This window comes from Bacillus sp. L_1B0_5, from assembly GCF_000836715.1.
In the GTDB taxonomy this organism is placed as follows: domain Bacteria; phylum Bacillota; class Bacilli; order Bacillales; family Bacillaceae_G; genus Bacillus_A; species Bacillus_A thuringiensis_S.
The window spans coordinates 23809-46796 of record NZ_JXIS01000024.1 but is presented as its reverse complement, the minus strand read 5'-3'; the positions used below and the strand labels follow the sequence as shown (position 1 = coordinate 46796).

Sequence of the window (22988 nt, the reverse complement as noted above, 5' to 3'; positions counted from 1 at the left end):
GAAATAATTCCTTTTTATTGGAAACAGCATATGGATTTAAATATGTGGAAAAGTAATGTGGATAATAAAAAATTGAGGTGCAATGATGAAAAAAATGATATGTATCGTAATCATTATTTGTTTTCTTGCGCAATTGTCCACAATATATGCAGAATCCAACCGAAAACTAAATTATCCAAGCAATCGAAATAAGTCATTTGTGAGTGAGGATGTTTTTTATAAACAGTTAGATAAGAAAATTTATAAAGAGTACAAAAATGCAGCATATAGTGTTCGTAAAAAAATTTCATTTAAAGAAGTGGCTGATGAGGAATTTTCTTTCTTACAAAAAACAGCAGTCGGTTGTCGAAGTAGAGTGGTGCTTCAAGATTTTTTTGTTCACCCTGATCGCCAAGTTTATTTTTTCGCTTCTTTTACTCAAAATGCAGTAGAAGAGTTTCATAGGTACATCGTTATAGATGCAGAAACAAAGAGGGAGTTGCGGGAGGGTAAAAGTTATCATCAGTGTGGTAATCCATATGAAAAATAAACCACCAATTTTGGTGGTTTATTTTTTACTCCGGTACACTCATTAATTTCTCTTTCATTTTGCGAATAAGAACGACAGCGCCAATTGTACAGAGAAGTGTAATTCCTTCGGCAACAAAGATGTTGATTGTTTTTGTTTGGTAAAGTGCCGCGAAAAAGTCTACAAATGCGTGGAATAGTATAGCGTATACTAGGAAGATGTATTTCTTCTGTTTTACTGCGTATAAAACAAGCATTGTAAAGGCGATTTGAAGCACGAGTGCCATAATTCTTTCTAAGCTACCAAGGAAGTATAAGTAGGCAGGTTGCTGAATTAGCATGTCCTGTAAAATGCTGAGCTCGGGTTTTTGTTCAATCAGTCGAGCGAAGCTACCATCGTTAATAGAATTAGCAAAGATTAATGCTTGTAATGCAGAAAAACCGCCAATTAAAATAGATTCAATTCCGCCGTGACCAATTCCATAAGCGAAGCCATCTTTATATTCTAGATATTTTTTTAGTAAGAAGAAGAAGGCAACGAAGCGTCCTAATTCTTCAAAAATACCAGCAGTCAATCCGCCATAAATTGCGAAGACAAACGGATTTTCTAAAAATGGAGCGATTGTTGGATTACCGCGCATAAATAAGTGGAATGGTGTTTCAAGAATTTGGGTAAATCCGATAAAGATAAGAACACCAACGCCGACCACTTTCCAATTAATATTATATTTTTTACGGAAATAAACGAGTACGATAATTGGGACCAGAATCGAGACAATGAGTTGAAAGATGATGCTGGCAATTACAGTATTTGAAACCATACTTTCACCGCTTTCTAATATATGTACATATCTATTATGCATGAAATATGGGAGAGATGAAACTTTTAGAAAGAAAATGAATTTACTTATTGACTCTAACGTTGCGTCATACTTTATCGTATGTACTAAGGGGGAGATACAAATGACAATGAGAGTAAAAGAAGTAGCTGATTTAGTTGGAATTAGTGTGCGCACACTGCATCATTACGATGAAATTGGGTTATTAACCCCAGACGAGACGACAGAGTCTGGATATCGTTTGTATTCCAATGAAAATTTAGAGACATTGCAGCAAATTTTGTTTTTTAAAGAGCTTGGCTTCCCTTTGAAGAAAATTAAAGAGATTATCATGAGTCCATCATTCGATCGCGAAGAGGCACTACAGCTTCATAAGAAAATGCTTCTTGAAAAGCGTTCCAGATTAGATAAGGTGATTGCGACGATTGATAAAACAATTCAGCATACAAAAGGAGAGATTGAAATGACGAATAAAGAGAAATTTGAAGGATTCGATTTCAGCCATAACCCATATGAAGAAGAAGCACGTGAAAGATGGGGAGACGCAGCTGTAGATAAAGCGAACGAATATGCAAAAGGTATGTCAAAAGAGAATCAAGAGGAGTTTAATGCTATTTATAGAAATTTAGCAACGCTTAGACACGATGCACCAGATTCTAAAGAAGCGCAGGCAGCTATCAAAGTATGGTACGATTACTTGCAAAACTTTAGTCACTATTCATTAGACGCTTTTAAGGGCCTCGGTCAAATGTACGTCGCTGATGATCGCTTTACGAAAAATATCGATAAGTTTGGCGAGGGGTTAGCGCAGTTTATGTGTGATGCGATGGAGGTTTATGCGGATCGTAATAAAAAATAAAAAGTAAAACAGGTGGAGATTTTCTCCACCTGTTTTACTTTTTAATCATGTCATTCAAAGTCTGATCCCCCGTATTGTTCAAATGAGGATTTTTACTCATTTCACGTTTTAACATATCGAGGCTTTGCGTATATTCTGTATCATTTAATGCGCCAGATTGAAGGCCTTGAATTTGGGAAATCAACTTTTGGTCTGTTGATACATATGCTTTATAATAGCGAGGGACGATGGACAAAGCGGTTTTATATACTTGATCTGCTACAAGTTTTGGATCCGTTGTGTTTGCGCGGTATACAACGAACACTTCATCATCAGTAACGAGTGTAGCAGCGTTTGTAACGTCAGGAAGTTTGACTGTCATGCTTGTAATCATTTCAGCGACCTTCTCGCGATTAATGGCCCCTACTTGCTTGTTAGATACTTCATGTTTTTGTTTAGAAGAATAACCGACTCTCGTGAGTCTTGTATTTGTATTTTCTGTATGATACATGTCGTTTTTATTGGAAACAAGAACACGGCTTCCTTCTTCGCGCTCCATTTCGGCTTTATTATTTGTTTGGCAGCCTGCAAATAAGGAAAGAGTGAGAAGGGAAAGTAAAATTTGTTTTTTCACGATGTATCACCTCCTTCTCCATAGCATGTACTAATTTGCAATTTTTTGTATTTGAAATTGTTGGTTGTTATGCTTTGTGATACGATAAAAAGAAGAATGCTTAGAGAGGAAGTTAATGATGGAGCAAAAGCAAGAGCAAGAGATTCATGCTACGGTGAGCATTAATAATGTTCAGTACGAAGTAATTAAAAACTTTCGTGACGGTTTTAGTGAAGAAGCATTTAAAGAGCGCTATGCAGAAATTTTAAATAAATATGATTATATCGTTGGAGACTGGGGATATGAGCAACTTAGATTGCGCGGATTCTTTGATGATAGTAACCAACGTGCGACATATGATACGAAAATTAGTACGTTAACGGAGTATTTATACGAGTACTGTAACTTCGGTTGTGCACACTTCGTATTACGAAAAGTGAAGAAATAAAAAAATCCTCTTACAATTGTAAGAGGATTTTTTACATATTCTCGCTTATAAACAAATCGAGATATGATCGCCTTCAGAAAGTATTGTATTTGGCTTCATTTGTTGTCCGTTCAATTGAATATCCCCATTTTTAATTTTATCCACAATGAGTGTACGGCTCCAGTCGGAAATATATGTGGATAAGGCTTTATCAATGCGGTGGGAACCGAAAACGATATCTAATACGATCGTGATTTCGGCTAAGCCACTTTCTTTATGTTGCGTAATGGAAATGGTAGTAGTTGTTTCTGGTTGATCATGCTGCGTCATATCGACTGTTTCAACGTGATCAGTAAATGATTTATAAATACGCAGTTTTTGATTCCACGTATGGTCTTTCGGACATTTATAAATGGCAAAGCGGTATATGTTTTTTCCGTTGGCGTTATGCCTACGAATATTTGTGTCGGTAAATAGGGTAGTACGTCTGCAATTTTTACAATATTTTTCGATTGTGTTTTGCTCGTTTTCATATAAACTCCAAGAAAGTTGTACTTTCTGCATTTTTCTTCACCTCTTATAGTAGTGGCAAAGAAACGTAATACAGCTATTTGGATGTTTTGTAGTATGAAGACATGAGAAATAGACAAAAATAAAAGGAGGTTCCCCAAAGAGGAACCTCCGTAAACATCATACTACAGATGCGTTACGTTCCTTTGTAATGGGAATGGGCAGACTACTCCCTTGAAAAAGCGAGGTGCTTTTTTGAGAGTAATGCTATCCGATTGCTGGTCCATTACAAAGTAAATGTTGGCATACGTAGATAACGTCCTTTCTATCCAAATAGATTTATTCTTAATTATAACATAGAAGATTGAAAATTCAAAACTCTTATAACGAAAAAACACCAGCTAAAATAGCTGGTGCATACGATAAATTATATAAGTTCAAATAAAAATGAGCGTAGTTCTTCTGCAATTTCTTCAGTCATAGAAAATGCGTGCTCTAAGTAGCCTGGTTCGTTTAAATCGTCAGCACCGATAATTGCAAATTTATTACTTTGCATATCAAGTACAATTGTTTTACCGTAATGACGATCGGAGTATAAAAGCGCTAAATCATGACGCTCATTTTCTCCCATAAAGCTAACGAAACGAGTTTTTGTAGCGACAGTGTCGTCGTACAGAAAGAAACGTTCTTCCATACACATGGCTCCTTTATTAAATATCTAAGTTTAAGTGTGGTTTATGATCTAAATGGTGATGCGTTTTAATGAATCGTACTGTTCTTGTTTTGTAACGCATTACGATAGAGTATGTTTCAGCTAAATCTCCGCCAAGGAATTTAACACCGTCTAATAACTCACCAGCAGATACACCAGTTGCTGAGAAGATTGCATCATCCCCAGATACTAAGTCATCTAACATAAGAAGTTGACGAGGGTCTTCTAATCCCATTTCACGACAACGAGCTTCTTCTTCTTCGTTCATTGGAACTAAGCGAGCTTGCATTTCACCTTCAAGGCACTTTAATGCTGCTGCAGAAATAACACCTTCTGGAGCTCCGCCAATACCTACGAATAAGTCGATACCCGTTCCAGGTAGTGCTGTTGCGATTGACGCACCAACATCACCGTCACCAAATAATTTTACGCGTGCACCTTTTGCACGAACACGGTCAATAATATCTTGATGACGTTCACGTTCTTGAACGATAACCGTTAGGTCACGAATCTTTTTATTGTTAGCTTCTGCTACAATTTCAATTGTTTTTTCAATTGGATCATCTAAGCTAATTTTACCAGCTGCTTTTGGACCAACCGCGATTTTTTCCATGTACATATCAGGAGCATGAAGAAGGTTCCCTTTGTCTGCGATTGCAATAACTGCCATTGCATTTGCAAGACCTTTTGCAACGATGTTTGTACCTTCTAATGGATCAACGGCGATATCTACTTCTGGACCGTTACCTGTTCCTAGTTCTTCACCAATATACAACATCGGTGCTTCATCAAGTTCTCCTTCACCAATTACAACTGTACCTGCCATGTTTACTGAATCGAACATATCACGCATTGCTGTAGTTGCTGCATCATCTGCTTCATTTTTCTTTCCGCGGCCCATCCACTGTGCGGATGCTAAGGCTGCTGCTTCTGTTACACGGACAATTTCTAGTGCGAGTTCACGTTCCAAGATTCCATTCCTCCAATTTCAAAAATCATACAAATATAACTATAACAAATAACGGAGAAAAGGTGAATTCGAAAAATTGTCGATTTTTTCAGAAGAAAGCGTTACAATTAAAATGTAAATGCTTTAATTTCCAGGTAGGTGACATTCATGTATTTTGTAGACAGAAAGAAAATAGAACAAATGCTAGTATGTTTAGAACGAGCAACAAGTACATTTCAAAAGAAAAAGATATATGAAACCGAGTTTGAATTTTACGCATTAGAGCGCATAGCCCATCTTATTATTGATACTGTATTAGATGTAGGAAATGCGATGATTGATGGATTTATTATGCGCGATCCAGGAAGCTATGAAGATATTATTGATATTTTAATGGACGAGCGAGTGATAAGTGAAGAAGATGGACAAGGGATGAAAGAAATTATCCTTCTTCGAAAAATGCTTACGCAAGATTATATTCAAATGAATCATGATGAATTATATAAGACGATTCAAAAACATATTGCAGTGGTAGAAAAGTACCCAGCAAATATTCGCAGTTATTTAGAAAAGGAATTAGGACCTGTATCTGCATTTGTACCAGAATAATTATGCTTATAAGATCCCCAGAGAATACCTTTTGGGGATCTTATATTGTATGTGAGAAAGAAAAGGGAGAAGGGTGAAGTATGGGGGAAGCACGTACTACGAAAGACGAGATTGTGCAATTGTTGAAAGTAAAGGGAGAGCACACAGTAGCTGAATTGGCTGACGTTTTAGAGATTACAGAAATGGCAATCAGAAGACATTTAAGTAATCTTGAGAAAGACGGACTCATTTATTCTAAGATGGTAAGGCAACATGTCGGAAGACCAACTTATTTGTATGGATTAAGTGAAAAGGGAGAAGATACATTCCCGAAAGAGTATAAGCAATTTGCGATTGATATGCTAGAAGATTTAGCTCGAATGGGCGATGAAAAAATACTTCATTACGTTTTAAAAGAGAGAACGAAGCGTATGGAAGAACAGTTGCAAAAGAGAGTAAGTAATCAAAAGAATTTAGCATATAAAGTGCAAGAGATAGCAGCTATGCAAGAGAGAAATGGTTATATGGTTCAAATAAAGAGAGACGGAGAGAATTCTTTCGTAATTGAAAAACAAAACTGTCCGTTAAAAGAAATTGCAGAGAGATTCCCGCAAGTATGTGAAGATGAAAAAGAGATGTATAAGCGTTTATTTACGAACGCAGATGTGAAAACGCTAGCAAACATGTGCGAGGGCGATTGTAGTTGTTCTTACCAAATAAAAGAGAAAAAATGAACGTTATGGGGCGCTTTAAGGTAAAGCGTTTTTTTCTTTTGGAAAAGCGGGTAATATAAAAGTGGTATGATAAGGTGAGAACGTTAGCATAGAAGGAGAGACATAATCGATGTATAAAGGTTACTTAATTGACTTAGACGGTACGATGTATCGCGGAGAAGAACAAATTGAAGAAGCAAGCGACTTCGTCAAAGCATTAGGAGAGCGCGGCATTCCATATTTATTCGTTACGAATAACTCAACTCGCAAACCAGAACAAGTGGCAGAAAAACTTGTTCGTTTCGATATTCCAGCGAAAGCGGAGCAAGTATTTACAACGAGTATGGCGACAGCGAACTTCATTTATGAACGTAAACAAGATGCAACTGTATATATGATTGGTGAAGAAGGCTTACACGATGCTCTTGTGGAAAAAGGATTTGAACTTGTGGATGAAAATCCTGATTTCGTTGTTGTTGGTTTAGATCGTGACATCACATATGAAAAGTTAGCAAAAGCGTGTCTTGCTGTGCGTAACGGCGCAACGTTTATTTCCACAAATGGGGACATTGCCATCCCAACTGAGCGAGGATTATTACCAGGTAACGGTTCATTAACATCGGTTGTAGCAGTATCGACAGGTGTGGATCCAATCTTTATCGGAAAACCAGAATCAATCATTATGGAACAAGCTTTAAAAGTTCTTGGTATAGGAAAAGATGAAGCATTAATGGTTGGGGATAACTATGATACAGACATTTTAGCAGGAGTAAATGCTGGTATGCATACGCTTCTTGTCCACACTGGAGTCACAACTGTGGAGAAGTTAACAGAATACGAAGTTCAACCGACGCAAGTTGTGCATAACTTGACGGAGTGGATTGAGAAGATGTAATGAAAAAAGCTGTTCCAAACTTTGGAACAGCTTTTTTTATTTCGTTGTGACTAGTGTCGATTTTTGTCGGTAAGTCGATATATTTGAAAAATCGCCGATATAATCTGAGTTACGCCGATATATTTAGAAAATCGCTGATATAATCTGAGTTGCGCTGATATATTAAAAAAATCGCTGATATAATTTTATTAGAATGCACGATTCACAACGTCTTTTACTTCTTCAAGATATTGTTTACGCACATCATTATCCACAGAAGGGACACTTGTATAGAATGTATGCTCAAGTGTTTCAATACCTGTAAATTCAAAAATACCAACATCCGCTGTTTTCTTCATTGCATCAAACATGCCGCCTGCTGTGTATGCTTCTTTCGTATTGCCCATTGTAGATAATAACAATCCTTTTTTACCGCTTAATAACTTTTCAATGCCGTTTTCACCGTAAGCATAAGCAAATCTGTGGCTAAATACACGGTCAACGTATCCTTTTAAAATAGCAGGAAGTCCCGCCCACCAAACTGGATAAATGAATGTAATGCTATCCGCCCAAGAGATATGCTCTTGCTCTTCTTTAATATCTTCTGGTGTGCTTCCTTGAGAAAATGAGATGAAATCGGAAGCGCCTAATACTGGATTGAAGTTTAATTCGTATAGATCGCGAACGCGTACTTCATGACCTTTTTCTTCTAATTCACTTTTTACCGTTTCTAAAATCGCATGGTTGAAGCTTTCTGTATTTGGATGTGCATAAACGATTACATGTTTCATTGTTCTTCCTCCTATTTGTGGATAAGTGAATAGTTATTTGTATATCTGTAACTATTATGGTTACTTGTATTACGGAAGTCAAGGAAGACATATGTATGTATAAAAAGACGCCCAAAATCGCCTTTCTATACCCCACTCATACAAAGAACAAAGAAAACAAATAAAATGATGACAATACCAATGCCGAAGTTAAATACGAGAGTACTATCCATATATGTAGCCTCCTTGTTTGAAAGTAAAAAGCACTCTAGTTAAGAGTGCTTTTTTATTTTGAATCTACTTCATAACTTTTAGAAAGTGATTTATTCGTGTAACGATTTACATTATTTTATGTATTTATACTTTGAAATGAGTAAGTCCTTGTGGAATATAGAAAAAAAGACACTCTTTCGAGTGTCTTTTAAGATGACAAAATGTGCCAATTGCTTGAGGTTGATAAGACGCTAATTTCCGTGTTAACGCCTTTTCTTTAATCAAGAAGTGTAGCAACAGCGATTCAAATAAATTGTACCATTTGTTTAATTGCGGTGCGTATGCAATTGTGCATATTATGACCGTGAGGTAGGTAATGAACTGTGAATAATTTGAAGTGATTTATTTACGATTTCTTCTGCGGCATATATGCCGATTGCGTCTGTTTTTAAAATATGGGATTGTAAGTTGTCATGCATTGCCCCTAATTCACCATGAAGTGGTGCGAAGGCATGGCTCGCCTTTTCAAGCATGCATAAATCAAGTAAAGAATCCCCAGCTGTAATAATCGTATCTATTTGCAAAATTTCTTTTATATATTGCACGGCGTCCCATTTGTTAATTGGTTTTGGTACAAAGTATAGCTTTCTACCTTGAAGTGAATGATTCCAGCCTTGTTTGTCTAACCAGGAAGTGAAGGATGATAATTCATCATAAGGAATGTTCTCTCGTTTAACGATGCAATAATGGAATAGATCATCAGCTGTTTTTTGTGATGTAACCCAATCTTTATGAGCTATTTGCCCAAATTCCTTTAGTATGTCGTTTCTCTCTATACATTCAAACGATAGTCTTTCTTTTACTATCCTGTTCCAAGTACCATCTTGTTTACCGTTATGAAGGATATTACCGCCGTTACTTGTAATGGCGTATTCGGGAATGATTTCGTCTTGGAATAAAGAAATACGCTGAAACTGCTCAATAGTTCTTGTTGTAACTGGGATGAAATGTGAGTGCAGTTGCAATTTTTTTAGTAGTGAAATGGTTTTATGTGATATGAAAGAAATTTCTTTCCCATCTAAAGTTTCAATGAGTTGAATTGATCCATCTTCTATAGGGGCACGAAACGATTTCCGGGAATAAATAAGCGTCTGATCAAGATCACTGGCGAAAATCATATCGTTTCCCTCTTAAGAGGCTTAATGAGCCCGCAACATGAATAAGCCATATTCTCATAGATTTCAATAGGGACATTCTTTTCTTTAGCAAGAAGTAAAATATGCTTTAAATCGGGATTGTTTTGCTTACGTATTAAAATTTTCCACGGTATTCTCCGGAGTAATACGCGAGTTGTTTCACCGACTCCTGGTTTAATTAAGTTAATATCGTCAATTTCAAAGTGATTTTGGATAGACTGTATATCTTTTAATCCTTGCCAAGAGGGATCCGTGTAAGTTGAAGCAATATAACGTAATTGATTATCTATATGAGAATGAACAGAAGGGAATAAATCTGTTACCTCATCAATGAAGAAATTTGATAAATCTTCTTGTTCTAGCTCTTTATAATATTTAACACCATGAAAATCATTTGGACCGATATAGGTGTCATTTAGTACAGTGCGGCTAATTAGTCCAGAGACGGTTGCATTTAAGCAAGCGCTAGGAATAAGGAAATCTTCACGTGTACCGTAAATTGAAGTACAGTAACCGGGATCAGCAAGCACAGCCATACAATGAGAAATGTGTGTATTATTTCGTTCGTTAAATGTGTGTACTGCATATTCTAATTCTTTTTTTATTGCACCTTTCCCAGTCCACCCATCAATGAATTGAATTGTTTCTTTAGGGTGATGTTCCAAAATATAATGGAGTGCATTTTCATCAATACCGCGTCCGCGAACAATAGAAATACAATAGTGAGGTACATCAAGGTTGTATTGATAGCGTATGTAGCGTTTTATAAGAATGCCAATAGGTGTACCAGCACGAGCTAATGAAACGAGGACAAGGTTAGTTCCTTTAGTCTGTATAATTTGTTCGGCGACAACTCCAACAGCGATGGCTAGTTTGTGTTTGTATTGTTGCAGGGAAAAAAAGAATAAATCCATATACGCTTTAGATGGTTTATATTCCATTGGTAACATTTCGGAATAATGTGTGCCAGCTTGAATTGCTTGTTCTCTAGTTTCCGTGGAGCTTTCTTTCATTAAATCACTAATATCTTTTAATAGAAAAATAGCATCATTTGGATTGTAACTACTAATATGAGAATTTACTTTTACCATAATTATCAACCTTCCTTTTCTATGCTATTTGAAAATGAGACGATATGAATAAAGGGAATAACTGTTTGTAACTGCTGTAGAAGTGGAGATAGGGCTTCTTCTCCTAAATCACGTTCAATAAAAACAAATACTTCATCGTAATCATAAGGTGAAATATTATAGAAGTAATTTGTAATAGTAGAATCTTCAGGACTTGGATATGAGAAATGATTATGAATGGCGTAGTTCACATCATTTGAAACAGGATGGATAGGGCTTCGTGTTGTAGATTGATATAAAATATTTTCGCCCATTTCAGCAGCAATTTTCATTGGGATATACATAAATTCACCCGTTCCGAGACAAAGTGTTCGTTTTCCAATTCTTTCTCTATTTAAAGTTCTTCCTGCTTCTTGAGCGAAAGAATGAATGTGCTTTTGTTCATATGCTGAAATGCCGAATCGCCCAGTATATTTTATATAATTTGATGTATAGGGTGATGTTGGGCAGGTAAGGGTATGCTTTTTGAAATCAGGTTTTGTTTCTTTAATTTGAATATCTGTTTTTGCAATATTTAATGGTTGGCCAGTTGTATGAATACTGCCTTCTAATAAAGAAATAACATGAATCTTAATTTGAAGTTCTTCTTCTAATTGTTTAAATTGTTTTCTATTAGTATGAGAACGCCAGTCTAATAAAGAAGCAATTATATATTCTTCTCTTGGGAATTTATTTTGAATAGATCTAATAATATTTAATGCTGTTTTTCCTGTTGTCATCTCATCATCTACGAGAACAATTGGATTGTTGTTTTGAAAAAAACTTTCATCTACATAACAACGGTGCGATGTTGCATGAGAATGTTCTTCCTCAAATGTAATGACAGATTCTAGGTTGGGTATCGATTCCCTAGTTGTATGCACATACTTTGCATTTTGAAAGCATTGAAACATAGAATGACCAAGTGCTGTCGCTGTTTCAGCGAATCCGATGAACAAAACTTCTTCTTGCAGAGGATATTGATAACGAGATACTTCCTCTGGGATTTCATCAATTTCTAATGAAATGAGATTTAAAATTTCTTTTTGAAATGGATGAGAAGTATTATGTAGCATTTCCATATATCTTGCAGCGAGAGCAAATCCACTTGATAGAGAGACTGCAGGTTTAATAGGAAGATGCTTTCCAAGGATTGTACTCACAAATAAAAAACTACGTTTCTTATTTATTCTCGCAGCCATTTGAAACAGATTGTCTAGCGCTAAGTTATATGGATTATCACGTACTTCTACATGAACTTGTATATTATTTAAAACGTTATACGTGTTGCTTTGCGTTTGTAATAAGGAGATCGGTAAATTGTTTGTTTTCATGTAGCACCCCGTAAATATTAGATTTTAAAATGGTCTTGCGAGCCCAGCCATAATGTGGCTTTACTTCATTCATTTTGTTAGAAAAACTACTTTTTAGCACTCCATTATACGTATCTGCATTTTGTAAAATTGATCTCGCATCTAAATAATCTTCCATTGTGACAATATGCATTGCCTGTACAACTTTAATATGAGATGGGTGAATAACTGTCTTACCGATTAAGCCATTTGCATGGTCGAGTGATACCTCTTGGATGAGCCCTTCTTCATAATCATTAGAAAAATATTCCCATACACATCCTGAAATAATATATTCATTTGTTGCCCTTGAGAAAACGTTAATAATGTCCGAAATACAATCACGAACAACAGTAATATGATAGATAGGTGTGTATTTATTACGCCGAATACTAAATATACTTGAAAAGTCAGTAGCACCAATACGTACATTTAAGATGTGATCACGATAGGAATCTAGTAAATCCTTTATTTGTAATAATGATTCTATCCGTGTTTCTTTATACATAATTTCTGGTGATTCTAAAATCGGCATTCCATAAAGTGATAATGAGTATAACTCGTTTATATATGCAAGCTGATCGATATAAGCTTTTCCATTAATCGGTGTGAATTTTGGAAAGACAAAACCACATAAACAATGAACAGCACTACCTAATTCAGTAACAATTGTCTTCATTTGACTTGGCTGTCGAACTCTAATAAAAAGAAGTGGGATGTTTGCTTGATTTAGTATGTTGGCACTGACTAAGTTGGCGATTTGCTGTATTTGAACGACGATGTTTTGCTCTGCAAGTTTTACTTCCTCATCGCTGATAGCGTCTTCTAGACAAAGAATAATTGAGGTAGCATCCACATGTTTCTTTCTAATTATATCTTCCGCAATCGTTTCTTTCGTGCCAGGAGTATATAGTGTAGCGCCTAGTGCGTAAGCTAGTTGTTCTTTCCCTATATTTTTTGAAAAACTAAGAGGTTCTTTATAGAAAAAATTTTGCCGTTCTTCTAAGGAGAGGTAAGAAAAGTAATTCACATTGTCACCACCTTATTCGTAATGATTCTGTTTAATCGTAACATAATAAGAAAAATCTTCCATTAAAATGAAGTGATAAATTAAAAAAACATATTGAGAAAGATGAATTATAAGATGAATATCGAATATTGTTAATAGAAATATAATAGGGGGAAAGAGAAAGTGGATATACATAAGTTAACAGAGGAAGAAGCAAATGAGATAAATATGTGGGCGTACGAGGAACCATATAATTTATATAGTTTTTCAGGCGAGAAAGAAGTAATAAAAGAATTATTAGATGGAACTTATTATGGCTGTTGTGACGATCAAGGAGAGTTCATCGGCTATTTTTGTTTTGGAGAAAATGCACAAGTACCAGGTGGAAGAGATGCTAATTTATATGGTGGAGAAGATGTGATTGATATCGGACTTGGTATGAAGCCGGCGTTAACTGGGAAAGGAATGGGAAAAGAATTTTTCCAAGCTGGAATAGCGTTTGCTGCTAAGGAATTTAATTCGAAAATGTTTCGATTAAGTGTAGCAACATTTAATACAAGAGCGATTACGCTATATAAAAATATCGGATTTAAGCAAGGGCCTATTTTTTTGAGTCGTGGAAGAGAATTTATGCTTATGGAATACGAAAGGCCGTCAGCATGAAACTGACGGCCTAGAAAACATTATTATTCTGAGTGCTCAGATCGGTGCGCTAAACGGCTTGATGCAGCGGCAGCGATTCCGCCAACGATATCATCAAGGAACGTGTGCACCTTTCCAGTGGATTTATCATTTAAGTATTCTAAAATACCAGGTTTTAATTTATCGATATATCCAAAGTTCGTGAAACCGATAGATCCGTATACATTCACGATAGAAAGTGCGATAACTTCATCAATTCCGTATAAGCCTTCATCACGTTTTACGATATCTTGTAACGGCGCACTTAGCATTCCCTTTTCAGCAAGGACATCAAGTTCGATACCAGTAATCAGTGCGTTTTGTACTTCACGTTTTGATAGTACACGTTCTACATTGTAACGGCATTCTGACATCTCTAAATTTGGATGATATTTTTTTTGAAGAAAATGAACAAGTTCAGCAATATCGTCAATTGTTACACCGCGTTCTTGTAATAGTTGTAATGCTCTTTCTTGTAGTTGATTTGATTCTTTCATGTTTATCACCTTTTTTTCTTTTTAGTATTTGTATACGTTTCGTTGCTTTATCATGTGCATAGGAATGAAAGGCGAGCACAAGCTCATATATATATAGAAAAACCATAGGTGGCGACTGCGATGATTCATCATATTTATGAGCATTATCACATGCATGTTAAAGAATTAATCCCCCTTGGCCCCTATAAAAGCTTTTGGATTCGCAACAAAATTTATGTACTTGTTCCAATTGGAGAAATGGAGGAAGAAGTACTTGTAGAGATGAAAAAGCTCAGTGATTATATGAACCAGCAAGGGGATATAACTGTAGCGACTTTCGTTCCGACTATACACGGCTACTATGTAAGTGAGATAGAAGAACAAAATTACTGCTTATTAAAAGGTATGCGCACGTTAGAACGACATGCTATGTCATTAGGAAGTGAGCTTTCTATATTCCATAAACGAGGTGCATTCTTTCCAGAAGAAATTGAGCAATTAAGCCGTATTGGTGAATGGAAAGCGTTATGGGAAAAAAGGCTCGATCAATTAGAAAAGTTTTGGCAATCACAAGTGATGAACCACCCTTCAGATGTATTCGATCAATTGTTTATTGAATCCTTCCCGTATTACTTAGGAGTTGCAGAAAATGCAATTCAATATGTTGTCGATACAGAAATGGATGATACGCCGCAACTAACGGATGCAGCAACAATTTGCCAAGAACGATTCACACCTTTATTATGGCATCAAACGAAGCGGCTCAAACTTCCTTTTGATTGGGTGTATGATCACCCGAGTCGAGATATTGCAGAATGGATCCGCCATATGATGATAGAAAAAAAGAAAGACTGGGAGCAAACAATTGTTCAATTTGTTACAGATTATGAACGTAATTATTCGCTATCCTCATTTGGTTGGCGCTTATTATTTGCAAGGCTCCTGTTCCCGCTTCACTATTTTGAAACGGTCGAACGATATTACCAAACTGGAAACGAAGAACAAAAAAGCATATATAGAGATCGCTTAGAAGCCATTTTACACGATGTGAACCGCTCAGAGCAATTTATGAAGCATTTTTATGGCTCACTTCGTTTACCAGTAGATAAGCTTGGGATTAGAAAATTAGATTGGTTATCTTAAAAATATAAAAAAGAGACCGAGTGAGGTCTCTTTTTTATATACCACAATTTTATGTAATACATTATGCCCCTACCTGCTGATCTGTACATATATTTAAAACGAATTGATGCCTTTCGAGCTTTTCATTTACTTTACCCAATAATTCTTGCTGGATTTCTTTAAATAAAAATTGATAGCTTGTATTCCATGTTGGTATAACGGATGAAAGGCCTAATAAATACTCTTTTTTCTTTTCTAGTTCTTGAATTGTTACAAAAGTGTTCCCCATTTTTGGCATCTGTCGTCCCCCTATGTTTTTTTACTGTATATGTGTGAACGATTCACTATATAGTATTAATTATCGCATTTTTTGAGAGGGATTTCCAATTTTGTTTTATGATGTTAAAGCGGAATAGTTATGTGAATAAAAAAAGAGACCGAAATTGGTCTCTTTTTAGGAAGCGGCTCTGAACGAGCCGCTTCCGCTTTTAGATTAAAATACTTGTTCTACTTCGATAACGCCTGGTACTTCTTCAAGTAACGCGCGCTCGATACCAGCTTTTAGTGTGATTGTAGAACTTGGGCAGCTTCCGCATGCACCCATAAGGCGTAGTTTTACGATACCTTCTTCAATGTCTACTAATTCAACGTCTCCGCCATCGCGAAGTAAGAATGGACGTAATTTATCTAATACTTCTAATACTTGTTCTTGCATATGTGGGTTTTCCATTTTTATCGACTCCTTTCATCAGTTTTATTATAATCAAGATAGAGGGGAAAATCTATTTTTTCTCTTCTTGTTTTATTGTCAAAATATTTTATCGTGTTTTTTCAGTATAGGGGTATGGAATAAGTTTGTAAAATGATGTGCTTATGTAATAAGACATCTGAATATGCTGTTGAAACAAGAGGCGGGGGAGAAGAAATGGTTAATGTTCAAGTGTATGGGACGAAAGTAATTTGTGCGAGCTGCGTTGGAATGCCATCTTCAACAGAAACGTTTGAGTGGCTACAAGCGGCGATTGGTCGTAAATATGAAGGACAAGAAAATAAATTTAATTTCGAGTATATTGATTTTCAAGAAGAACAGGAAGATGAAGATAAAAAAGCATTCGCAGAGCGCGTAGTGGAGGAAGATTTATTTTATCCGGTCGTTCTTGTAAATGGAGAAATTGTTGGAGAAGGAAATCCTCGTTTGAAGGATGTTTACGAAGAAATCGAGAAATATTTATAAAACAAGAAGTCTTTGCGAATTTGCAAAGGCTTTTTTTATTGGAGGGATAGATGTGAAAAATGGAGTGAAGCATGCGTTACCAACGGAAGTACAACAGTTAATGGAGCGGTACACAGTAGAATTAAAAGAAATTTTTTTGGATGAAAAAATAGTTGGGGTATATATTTACGGATCCATCGCACTAGGTGCATTTCATAAGGAAACGAGCGATGTTGATTTTGTTACAGTGATAAATGATTCCGTGAATAGAGCTGAAAAACAGCAGCTTGTGGAACTACATAAGAAGCTTAGTGATAATACACTAGGTAAAAGAATGGACGGTATGTATATTCCGCTTGTTGATTTAGGAAAATACAATGATGAAATGAACGAGTACGTGTATTGTGCAGAAGGAAAAGCGGACATTGGTTATTGGGATATTAATGCGGTCACATGGTGGACGTTGAAAAATCAAGGCATTACAGTTACCGGAAAAGAAGCAGAAGATCTTCCGCTGCAAATACAATGGAATGATGTAGTAAATACGATGACATACAACGTAGAACAGTACTGGAGTGAAAAAGCGAAGAAGCCATATTTATTTTTTGTAGAAGAGTGGGTAGAATCAGCTGTCGTTACGATGGGACGTATTTTATATACACTAGATCATAAAACAATCGTTTCAAAAGATAGAGGATTGCAATACTTGTTAGAATGTTCAGCGGAGGAATGGGAGCTTGTATTAAAAGAAGTAGCAAGAATACGGGAGAATTCAAAAGAAAAGAGAATGCTCTCAAGGTGGAGAAGGGCAGATATGACGAAGAGGTACTTACTGCATTTAATTGAGACGTGTAGAGAGAAATGGTAGGGAAGAAAATGGACAATACAGTGGGGTGTATTGTCTTTTTTTATGTTGGATTTGGTATATAATGGTTTAAAAGGTTTAATTATACTGGAGGGGATATAATGGAAACGGAATTAGTTACATATAAAGAAAAGAATGTAAAAATGAGTATGCTACAGGTAATCAGTATGATAGTAATTATTTTTGGGGTAATGTATGGAATTGGTTATTTGAACTTTTTATATGACTTCTCATTATATCCGTGGTATGTAAATCATCTCATTTCACCTTTTACATTTTTTATAATTATTTTAATATATGCACCAGCGAGAAATTACTGTTTACATTTAATAAAATCATTACAATTCAATAATCTTAAACATTATGTAACGATAGTAATAACAACGATTGTAATGCTTATGTATCTTGCGGTATTAAATGTAGTTTTACCACATGGGCTTGGTGTGGATGAATCTAATATAGTAATAGAACCTACTACAAGTGAAATCATTCTATACGTAGTTGTGCTCACAACTTTTGCGCCTATTTGGGAGGAAATTGTATTTCGAGGTATGTTTTTTATGAAATTATCTCAGCGCTTCTCTACACTTAGTAGTGCTGCTATAAGTGCTTTCATATTTACTTTAGGGCACCCCCTTACAGTAGGGAGTATTTTATATATTTTTGGTATGGGCATATGTTTAGCATACACATATAAGAAAACGAAGAATTTACTCGTTCCAATTGGGATTCATTTATTAAATAATTCGTTTTATTTATTAGTAAATTTTCAACTATAAAAAGACGCCTTTTAAAAAGGAAGTCTTTTTTATTTTGTAGTAGATAGAAAAGTATTTACAAGTATTGTGTAGAGGAAAGATAATAGAAAAAAATATGCGCATGGGGGAAGATGATGAGTAAATATAAATTACATATAGATAAAGAACAACTATGGAAAGGCTGCATTTTAAATGCGATTGCCCATGCAATTAATGTAGCGCATTGTCCAGATTTCTCACATGAAAGTTCATGGGATGGATTTAACTATAGTATGCAAGATAGCCAAGGCGGACAAGGGACAATTACGTTTCATCCGAATTACACGATTGTATGTCTTCAAGATGTGAATAGCGAGAGAATTGATGAGTGGATTGATGCGAAAAATTATTTTGAAGGGGCACCTTCGGAAGTAATAGATATTGCGAAAGAAGAAGCACTTCAATACGTATTAGAAGAAGTAGAAGGCGAAACAGTTCCTTTGATTACAACTGCATTTTGGATTGAGGATAGCGGTGCGTATTCAATTGATTCATTTGAAGAGATGGAAGAGCACGGCGGATTCTTATTAGAAATTCCATTACTTGATACAGAATCAGCAATAGAAAGACTGGAAGAAGAGTATGAACTGACAGAGGAACAAATAGAGCTTTTACAACTCGTGTATAAGAAAAAAATCCAAAGTCCAAATGAGGAAATTAAGTTGTCTAAAGAAGAAATAGCAATGATTGGAACGGAAGATAGCGAAGGATTGGAAGTTAGTAAGGACTTATTTGAAGAAATGAATATTACTTGGGAGTTGTAGGATAGGATATAAAATTGTGATAAAGCACTAGTAGAAAGCACAATGTGAAATCACATTGCACTTTTTACTAGTTTTTTCATATACATATCAACTTCATGAAAGAATAGGGGCTCTTTTTCCTCGGTATTCAGATGCACGGCGCAATGTAAATATTGCTGTAAGTAGCGAGTAGCTTGTTCGTACTGTTTTAATTTGTAGAAAGAAAAACAAGTAAGAAGTAGAAACGCTTTTTCTCGTAATATTGGAACGACAGCTAGTACAGGAGTAATGGAATGTATATTTGTTTCCACTAAATTTTCATAAGATACCCACGTTTGAAACCAGTCGAAAATAGTAGAAAGGTAATTCGGAATTTCGATAGTTTCATGTGAAACATTATGCAATAACTGGTTCTGTTTGATATGCATAGGCCCTATTCTCGTTTGTAGAATGCAATCGAATATTGAAATGTTTTCTTTTAATTGTAATTGGTTTGTAATAAGCTGCGGTAGACCAATAGGGTGGACTCCTATATTTATATAGAAGTCATCTCCAAACTGGCTTTTTTGTATGTTAATGAGCTTATAAAATCTGTTTTCAGCTTTGAAAAATGTATGTCTTTTTTTCTTAAAGCCGAGTGGTTTTAAAGTGGCGTGTAAATTTGTAATGAAATCTCGATCCTTTTTAGAGCGAGACTTATTCTTCGTCATATTCATACGTAGTTAAGTTTTGTAAGAAACTTTCAAAGTTAGGTGCTAATTCAATAATTTCCTCAAACTCATTATCGATAAATATAACTGGGGGATTTTCAGCTACATTTCGATAGTCTAATGCAATCCATGTATGTCCATCACCAGACAAGAGTACGATATTCTCAGGCATTTCCCATTCCTGAATTAAATAACGGCTCTCTAAAATACTAGATTCATTTTCATCAAAAGAAATGCCATATAAGCCAGAAACATTAACGTGATCGTCTGCCCAAGAATTCGGCTCTGAAGTAGGGTGAGTATCAAGACGAAGAGTTCCCCCATTTTGTTCTTTTAGAAGGTTTATGTATGATTCTGGAAGCTTTACGTTCAGTACTTCTTCTGCTTTTTTGATTAGTTCATCGTTAAGGGGTGCTAGTTTTAAATAGTCATCGTCTGCCCAAATTGTACTCTTCATATTCGGTCACCTCAAATAATAGTTTTAAGAATCTTATGTCATATATTATAGTTAGTTTAGATAACACGCAATAGAGGGAGGGACGGAGTATGGATGTGTATGAATACCTTGATCACGTAAATTCTAAAGAAGATTTATTAAAATTTCTTGTATACCTCCAAAAGGATTTTAAAGTGAACAAAGATGAATGGGAGAATGTATAGGTAGAGACTTATTTAGAGGCATTAAATAGTTGGTTAGGTTCTTGTGAATCGGTTTATATAAATCAAGGAGAGAAGTTTCCAGAAAATATTCCATGGAAGTTGATTGCTCAAATGTTACTTGCGGCAGCTCATTATGAATAAAATTAGATTTTTAAAAGATAGAATGGAGAAGATATCATGATTAACCATAATAAAATTAAACAACTTTTAGCACATGTAGATCGTGCTGAGGATAATGAGATTGAGCTAGAGTATGAATCTGAACCTATGACGATAGAATTGTTTAATAGTGAAGAAATAGAAGAAGGGCAACTTGGTTATAGTTTTGATGAAGAAGGACAAAGCTTAGTCGGGAATGAAGAAGGAGATTGGAAAGAAGGATGGATTGTAATAGGGATAGATTCATATCTTGGAGACCCGATTTTTGTAGATAGTAATGATGAGAATTGTCCAGTTTATACAGCTATGCACGGTGAGGGAGACTGGGAGCTGGAATGTATAGCGGAACGTATAGAAGATATTATTGAGAAAGTGAAGGGGAATGTGCGAGAAATAAAATAGTATTTCAATGTGATTAAGAGGGAGGAAATAATGAAAAAGTTTCAAATCGAACTAAATAAACTGCCGACAGAAAATGCTGGAGAAATAGTACTTAGTATAGATGAGAGAATTGTGTTTGAAGAAAAAACAGACATAATAGGACCGATTTGTCAGTTGTTTGATGCTTGTATCGAGGTTTTTAAATATGATGACGCTACAATTTTCTTAAATGAATATGAAAAAAAGATGGAATTTAAGAAGAAAGATGGGGAGTTTCTCATTATTAATCAGAGAGGCAAGAAGTTAGCTAGTGTTGATAGCGAGCAATTTTTACGAGTACTCTTTTCATTTCTTAAAAAGGAGATAGGGCAGATTTACATGAGTGGAGTTGATTCTTTTCGAATCAAAGATGCTTACCATAGAATGTTAGAAATTGATCCATTTGTTCCTAAACTTGTAAATGGAAATGACGAAATTATGTATCGAACTTATCATTCTACAAGTGACAAGTATGAATTAAAATGGAAGTATTTAAAAGGGAGAGAGGTTGAACCGATATTTACTCCGGTACTATCTCATGATAAGAAGAGTATCTTTTATGTAGAGGAAAATAACCACAGAATTCGTAAACTCGATAGTGAAACGAAAGAAGAGATTTGGCAGTGCCGTATTCCAATAGTAGAAGATTGTAATTGCATTACTGTGAATGGTGTCGTAATTATTTGGCATGCAAATAGATTTGGAGAAAGTATTGCGAAATTGTATGCTATTTCATCAAGTTGTGGAGAGCTTCTATGGGATTTAGAAATAGAAGGGCATATTATACAAGATGTAAAAACTACGGGAGAAGAGTTACCACGTTTACTAGTTATTACACAAGAAGGCTACAATGTTTTATTAGAGCTTGAAAGTGGAGTAAAAGTATGGGAAAAGAATGTTCGAGTCGGAGGAGAAAAATTGCAGTGCCATTTTGGCCCAGATTACTATGTATTAGCAGGGAATCCTTTTGATGAAGATGGGGAAGTTGATGCATATAGTAATGTTGCAATTGCCATTCAATTATTAGACGCTTCTACACTATGGAAACAAATGATTGAAGATTGTAATCCAAATGAACCAGTTACTTTAACTAATGAACATTTTATATGTGTAGCAATAGAGGTATTACAAAAGTGGGAATATGGAAAAGAAGGTTGTAACTTAATTTTCGAAAAAGCTTTTGATGAGGTATGGTACGCTTGCATTGGATCAACGGAAGCGACAATACTATTAACAAGAACTGAGTATGGATATGAAGGGGTAAGTAGACAAATACAATGTTATGATCATAAGAGCGGTCAAAAGTTATATGAAGTAAATATGTCTTTTGAAATTGAATTGCCTCCATTTCTTATCGGAGAGATGATGGTATTGTCCTTAGGAGAAGGCAGAATTTGTGGTATTAATATTCAAACAGGTAAAGTGCTTTGGAACAATACTATTCTACATGATATTACAGAGGTTCTGTTATATAAAGATGGAGAAATTTACATTGCAACTTCAAATTTAGAATTGATAATACTTGATGCTGAATGTGGCGAAGTAAAAGATATAATTAAACTTCCTAAAAATGTTGTTGTAATAGATTTTATTGTATCAATTGAGGAAGTTAATAATGGACTATTCATTAGTTGTGTAAGTGGAAATATGTTTGAAATAATAGAAGGTTAATTTGTGAGCTCTCTTAAGTCGAGATGTTTGTTTTAAAATAGTAGTATATATTCACTAAAAAAGATGTATAAAAATGATTTTGATGCATCCTTTTTAGTGAATATATAAAATAATTAACTTAGTGTATTAAATATATGATACATGATTATTTTAATATATTTAAAAGTAAAATGAAATAAGAAACGGATAATTGTCGGAATATATTCGATTTCCGTTCAATTTTATGAAATATGTGTACTTTTTGTTAGATTC

Annotated in this window: 29 protein-coding genes and 1 pseudogene; 15 read left to right on the top strand and 15 right to left on the bottom strand. The window is 35.2% G+C overall.

Annotated features, from left to right (window positions below):
• The first annotated feature begins 85 nt into the window (after positions 1-85).
• On the top strand, positions 86-529 hold the full coding sequence (locus RT27_RS07605; RefSeq protein WP_043935767.1) for a hypothetical protein: 444 nt from the start codon (positions 86-88) through the stop codon (positions 527-529).
• 25 nt (positions 530-554) lie between these two features.
• Here RT27_RS07605 and RT27_RS07600 read toward each other — a convergent pair whose 3' ends face one another.
• Positions 555-1370, bottom strand: a complete 816-nt coding sequence (locus RT27_RS07600; RefSeq protein ID WP_016079840.1) for a YhfC family intramembrane metalloprotease — start codon at positions 1368-1370, stop codon at positions 555-557.
• Positions 1371-1470: 100 nt separating this feature from the next.
• On the opposite strand from RT27_RS07600, the gene RT27_RS07595 reads away from it, so the two are divergent.
• The gene (locus RT27_RS07595; RefSeq protein ID WP_043935766.1) at positions 1471-2205 is read left to right on the top strand and encodes a MerR family transcriptional regulator; all 735 of its coding nucleotides are present in this window, start codon (positions 1471-1473) and stop codon (positions 2203-2205) included.
• 34 nt (positions 2206-2239) lie between these two features.
• Here the strand turns inward: RT27_RS07595 and RT27_RS07590 are convergent, their stop codons facing one another.
• Positions 2240-2818 carry a YhcN/YlaJ family sporulation lipoprotein gene (locus RT27_RS07590; protein WP_016079842.1) on the bottom strand — a complete coding sequence of 193 codons (579 nt, stop codon included), beginning with the start codon at positions 2816-2818 and terminating at the stop codon, positions 2240-2242.
• A 118-nt stretch (positions 2819-2936) separates the two neighbouring features.
• Here RT27_RS07590 and RT27_RS07585 point away from each other — a divergent pair, with 118 nt between their 5' ends.
• Positions 2937-3245 (top strand): YutD family protein, encoded by a 309-nt coding sequence (locus RT27_RS07585; RefSeq protein ID WP_000435946.1) that lies wholly within the window; start codon positions 2937-2939, stop codon positions 3243-3245.
• Positions 3246-3290: 45 nt separating this feature from the next.
• Here the strand turns inward: RT27_RS07585 and RT27_RS07580 are convergent, their stop codons facing one another.
• The 3 genes from RT27_RS07580 to glpX all read right to left on the bottom strand — a co-directional run bounded on the left by RT27_RS07580 (position 3291) and on the right by glpX (position 5416).
• On the bottom strand, positions 3291-3788 hold the full coding sequence (locus RT27_RS07580) for a hypothetical protein (protein ID WP_016079843.1): 498 nt from the start codon (positions 3786-3788) through the stop codon (positions 3291-3293).
• Positions 3789-4161: 373 nt separating this feature from the next.
• On the bottom strand, positions 4162-4428 hold the full coding sequence (locus RT27_RS07575; protein WP_000392611.1) for a DUF3055 domain-containing protein: 267 nt from the start codon (positions 4426-4428) through the stop codon (positions 4162-4164).
• 16 nt (positions 4429-4444) lie between these two features.
• A complete protein-coding gene (gene glpX, locus RT27_RS07570) occupies positions 4445-5416 on the bottom strand; it encodes a class II fructose-bisphosphatase (RefSeq protein ID WP_000439090.1) in 972 nt (323 codons plus the stop codon).
• A gap of 147 nt (positions 5417-5563) precedes the next feature.
• On the opposite strand from glpX, the gene RT27_RS07565 reads away from it, so the two are divergent.
• The 3 genes from RT27_RS07565 to RT27_RS07555 all read left to right on the top strand — a co-directional run bounded on the left by RT27_RS07565 (position 5564) and on the right by RT27_RS07555 (position 7591).
• Positions 5564-6004, top strand: coding sequence for a DUF86 domain-containing protein (locus tag RT27_RS07565; protein WP_016079844.1), 441 nt, complete (start codon positions 5564-5566; stop codon positions 6002-6004).
• Positions 6005-6084: 80 nt separating this feature from the next.
• The gene (locus RT27_RS07560) at positions 6085-6717 is read left to right on the top strand and encodes a metalloregulator ArsR/SmtB family transcription factor (RefSeq protein WP_016079845.1); all 633 of its coding nucleotides are present in this window, start codon (positions 6085-6087) and stop codon (positions 6715-6717) included.
• A gap of 109 nt (positions 6718-6826) precedes the next feature.
• Positions 6827-7591 (top strand): TIGR01457 family HAD-type hydrolase, encoded by a 765-nt coding sequence (locus RT27_RS07555; RefSeq protein ID WP_000276470.1) that lies wholly within the window; start codon positions 6827-6829, stop codon positions 7589-7591.
• Between the two features lie 188 nt (positions 7592-7779).
• Here the strand turns inward: RT27_RS07555 and RT27_RS07550 are convergent, their stop codons facing one another.
• The 5 genes from RT27_RS07550 to RT27_RS07530 form a co-directional block, all read right to left on the bottom strand.
• Positions 7780-8361, bottom strand: a complete 582-nt coding sequence (locus RT27_RS07550; RefSeq protein ID WP_043935765.1) for an NAD(P)H-dependent oxidoreductase — start codon at positions 8359-8361, stop codon at positions 7780-7782.
• A 548-nt stretch (positions 8362-8909) separates the two neighbouring features.
• Positions 8910-9731 (bottom strand): HAD hydrolase family protein, encoded by an 822-nt coding sequence (locus RT27_RS34775; RefSeq protein WP_043935764.1) that lies wholly within the window; start codon positions 9729-9731, stop codon positions 8910-8912.
• Complete coding sequence (locus RT27_RS07540) at positions 9728-10840, bottom strand: cysteine protease StiP family protein (RefSeq protein WP_043935763.1); 1113 nt, start codon at positions 10838-10840, stop codon at positions 9728-9730. The genes RT27_RS34775 and RT27_RS07540 overlap by 4 nt, the downstream gene beginning before the upstream one ends.
• Before the next feature lie 5 nt (positions 10841-10845).
• A complete protein-coding gene (locus tag RT27_RS07535; protein WP_042969147.1) occupies positions 10846-12192 on the bottom strand; it encodes a phosphoribosyltransferase family protein in 1347 nt (448 codons plus the stop codon).
• Positions 12137-13240, bottom strand: a complete 1104-nt coding sequence (locus RT27_RS07530; protein ID WP_043935762.1) for an HpcH/HpaI aldolase/citrate lyase family protein — start codon at positions 13238-13240, stop codon at positions 12137-12139. The genes RT27_RS07535 and RT27_RS07530 overlap by 56 nt, the downstream gene beginning before the upstream one ends.
• A gap of 162 nt (positions 13241-13402) precedes the next feature.
• Here RT27_RS07530 and RT27_RS07525 point away from each other — a divergent pair, with 162 nt between their 5' ends.
• Positions 13403-13882 carry a GNAT family protein gene (locus RT27_RS07525; protein ID WP_016079851.1) on the top strand — a complete coding sequence of 160 codons (480 nt, stop codon included), beginning with the start codon at positions 13403-13405 and terminating at the stop codon, positions 13880-13882.
• A gap of 23 nt (positions 13883-13905) precedes the next feature.
• Here RT27_RS07525 and RT27_RS07520 read toward each other — a convergent pair whose 3' ends face one another.
• Positions 13906-14397, bottom strand: coding sequence for a phosphatidylglycerophosphatase A (locus RT27_RS07520; RefSeq protein WP_016079852.1), 492 nt, complete (start codon positions 14395-14397; stop codon positions 13906-13908).
• 120 nt (positions 14398-14517) lie between these two features.
• On the opposite strand from RT27_RS07520, the gene yutH reads away from it, so the two are divergent.
• Entirely contained in the window at positions 14518-15519 is a 1002-nt protein-coding gene (gene yutH, locus RT27_RS07515) for a spore coat putative kinase YutH (RefSeq protein ID WP_016079853.1), read from the top strand.
• Positions 15520-15580: 61 nt separating this feature from the next.
• Here the strand turns inward: yutH and RT27_RS07510 are convergent, their stop codons facing one another.
• Together RT27_RS07510 and RT27_RS07505 are read right to left on the bottom strand one after the other, a co-directional pair.
• Entirely contained in the window at positions 15581-15796 is a 216-nt protein-coding gene (locus RT27_RS07510; RefSeq protein WP_001125507.1) for a hypothetical protein, read from the bottom strand.
• 195 nt (positions 15797-15991) lie between these two features.
• A complete protein-coding gene (locus tag RT27_RS07505) occupies positions 15992-16228 on the bottom strand; it encodes a NifU family protein (RefSeq protein WP_000431159.1) in 237 nt (78 codons plus the stop codon).
• A gap of 195 nt (positions 16229-16423) precedes the next feature.
• On the opposite strand from RT27_RS07505, the gene RT27_RS07500 reads away from it, so the two are divergent.
• The 4 genes from RT27_RS07500 to RT27_RS07485 all read left to right on the top strand — a co-directional run bounded on the left by RT27_RS07500 (position 16424) and on the right by RT27_RS07485 (position 19137).
• Positions 16424-16732, top strand: a complete 309-nt coding sequence (locus tag RT27_RS07500; protein ID WP_000248590.1) for a YuzD family protein — start codon at positions 16424-16426, stop codon at positions 16730-16732.
• A 52-nt stretch (positions 16733-16784) separates the two neighbouring features.
• On the top strand, positions 16785-17579 hold the full coding sequence (locus RT27_RS07495; RefSeq protein ID WP_043935784.1) for a nucleotidyltransferase domain-containing protein: 795 nt from the start codon (positions 16785-16787) through the stop codon (positions 17577-17579).
• A gap of 98 nt (positions 17580-17677) precedes the next feature.
• Positions 17678-18355 carry a type II CAAX endopeptidase family protein gene (locus RT27_RS07490; protein WP_029443520.1) on the top strand — a complete coding sequence of 226 codons (678 nt, stop codon included), beginning with the start codon at positions 17678-17680 and terminating at the stop codon, positions 18353-18355.
• 113 nt (positions 18356-18468) lie between these two features.
• Positions 18469-19137: a hypothetical protein gene (locus RT27_RS07485; RefSeq protein WP_043935761.1), complete on the top strand. Its 669-nt coding sequence runs from the start codon at positions 18469-18471 to the stop codon at positions 19135-19137.
• A 50-nt stretch (positions 19138-19187) separates the two neighbouring features.
• Here RT27_RS07485 and RT27_RS07480 read toward each other — a convergent pair whose 3' ends face one another.
• Together RT27_RS07480 and RT27_RS07475 are read right to left on the bottom strand one after the other, a co-directional pair.
• A complete protein-coding gene (locus tag RT27_RS07480) occupies positions 19188-19826 on the bottom strand; it encodes a DUF4304 domain-containing protein (RefSeq protein WP_043935783.1) in 639 nt (212 codons plus the stop codon).
• Positions 19813-20283 (bottom strand): SMI1/KNR4 family protein, encoded by a 471-nt coding sequence (locus RT27_RS07475; RefSeq protein ID WP_029443517.1) that lies wholly within the window; start codon positions 20281-20283, stop codon positions 19813-19815. The genes RT27_RS07480 and RT27_RS07475 overlap by 14 nt, the downstream gene beginning before the upstream one ends.
• Before the next feature lie 89 nt (positions 20284-20372).
• Between RT27_RS07475 and RT27_RS35715 the strand changes: the two are divergent.
• From RT27_RS35715 to RT27_RS07465, 3 genes and pseudogenes are all read left to right on the top strand, one after another.
• Positions 20373-20627, top strand: a pseudogene (locus RT27_RS35715) (hypothetical protein).
• 36 nt (positions 20628-20663) lie between these two features.
• On the top strand, positions 20664-21047 hold the full coding sequence (locus tag RT27_RS07470) for a hypothetical protein (protein ID WP_043935760.1): 384 nt from the start codon (positions 20664-20666) through the stop codon (positions 21045-21047).
• Between the two features lie 30 nt (positions 21048-21077).
• Positions 21078-22736, top strand: coding sequence for a PQQ-binding-like beta-propeller repeat protein (locus RT27_RS07465; protein ID WP_043935759.1), 1659 nt, complete (start codon positions 21078-21080; stop codon positions 22734-22736).
• Positions 22737-22988 lie beyond the last annotated feature (252 nt).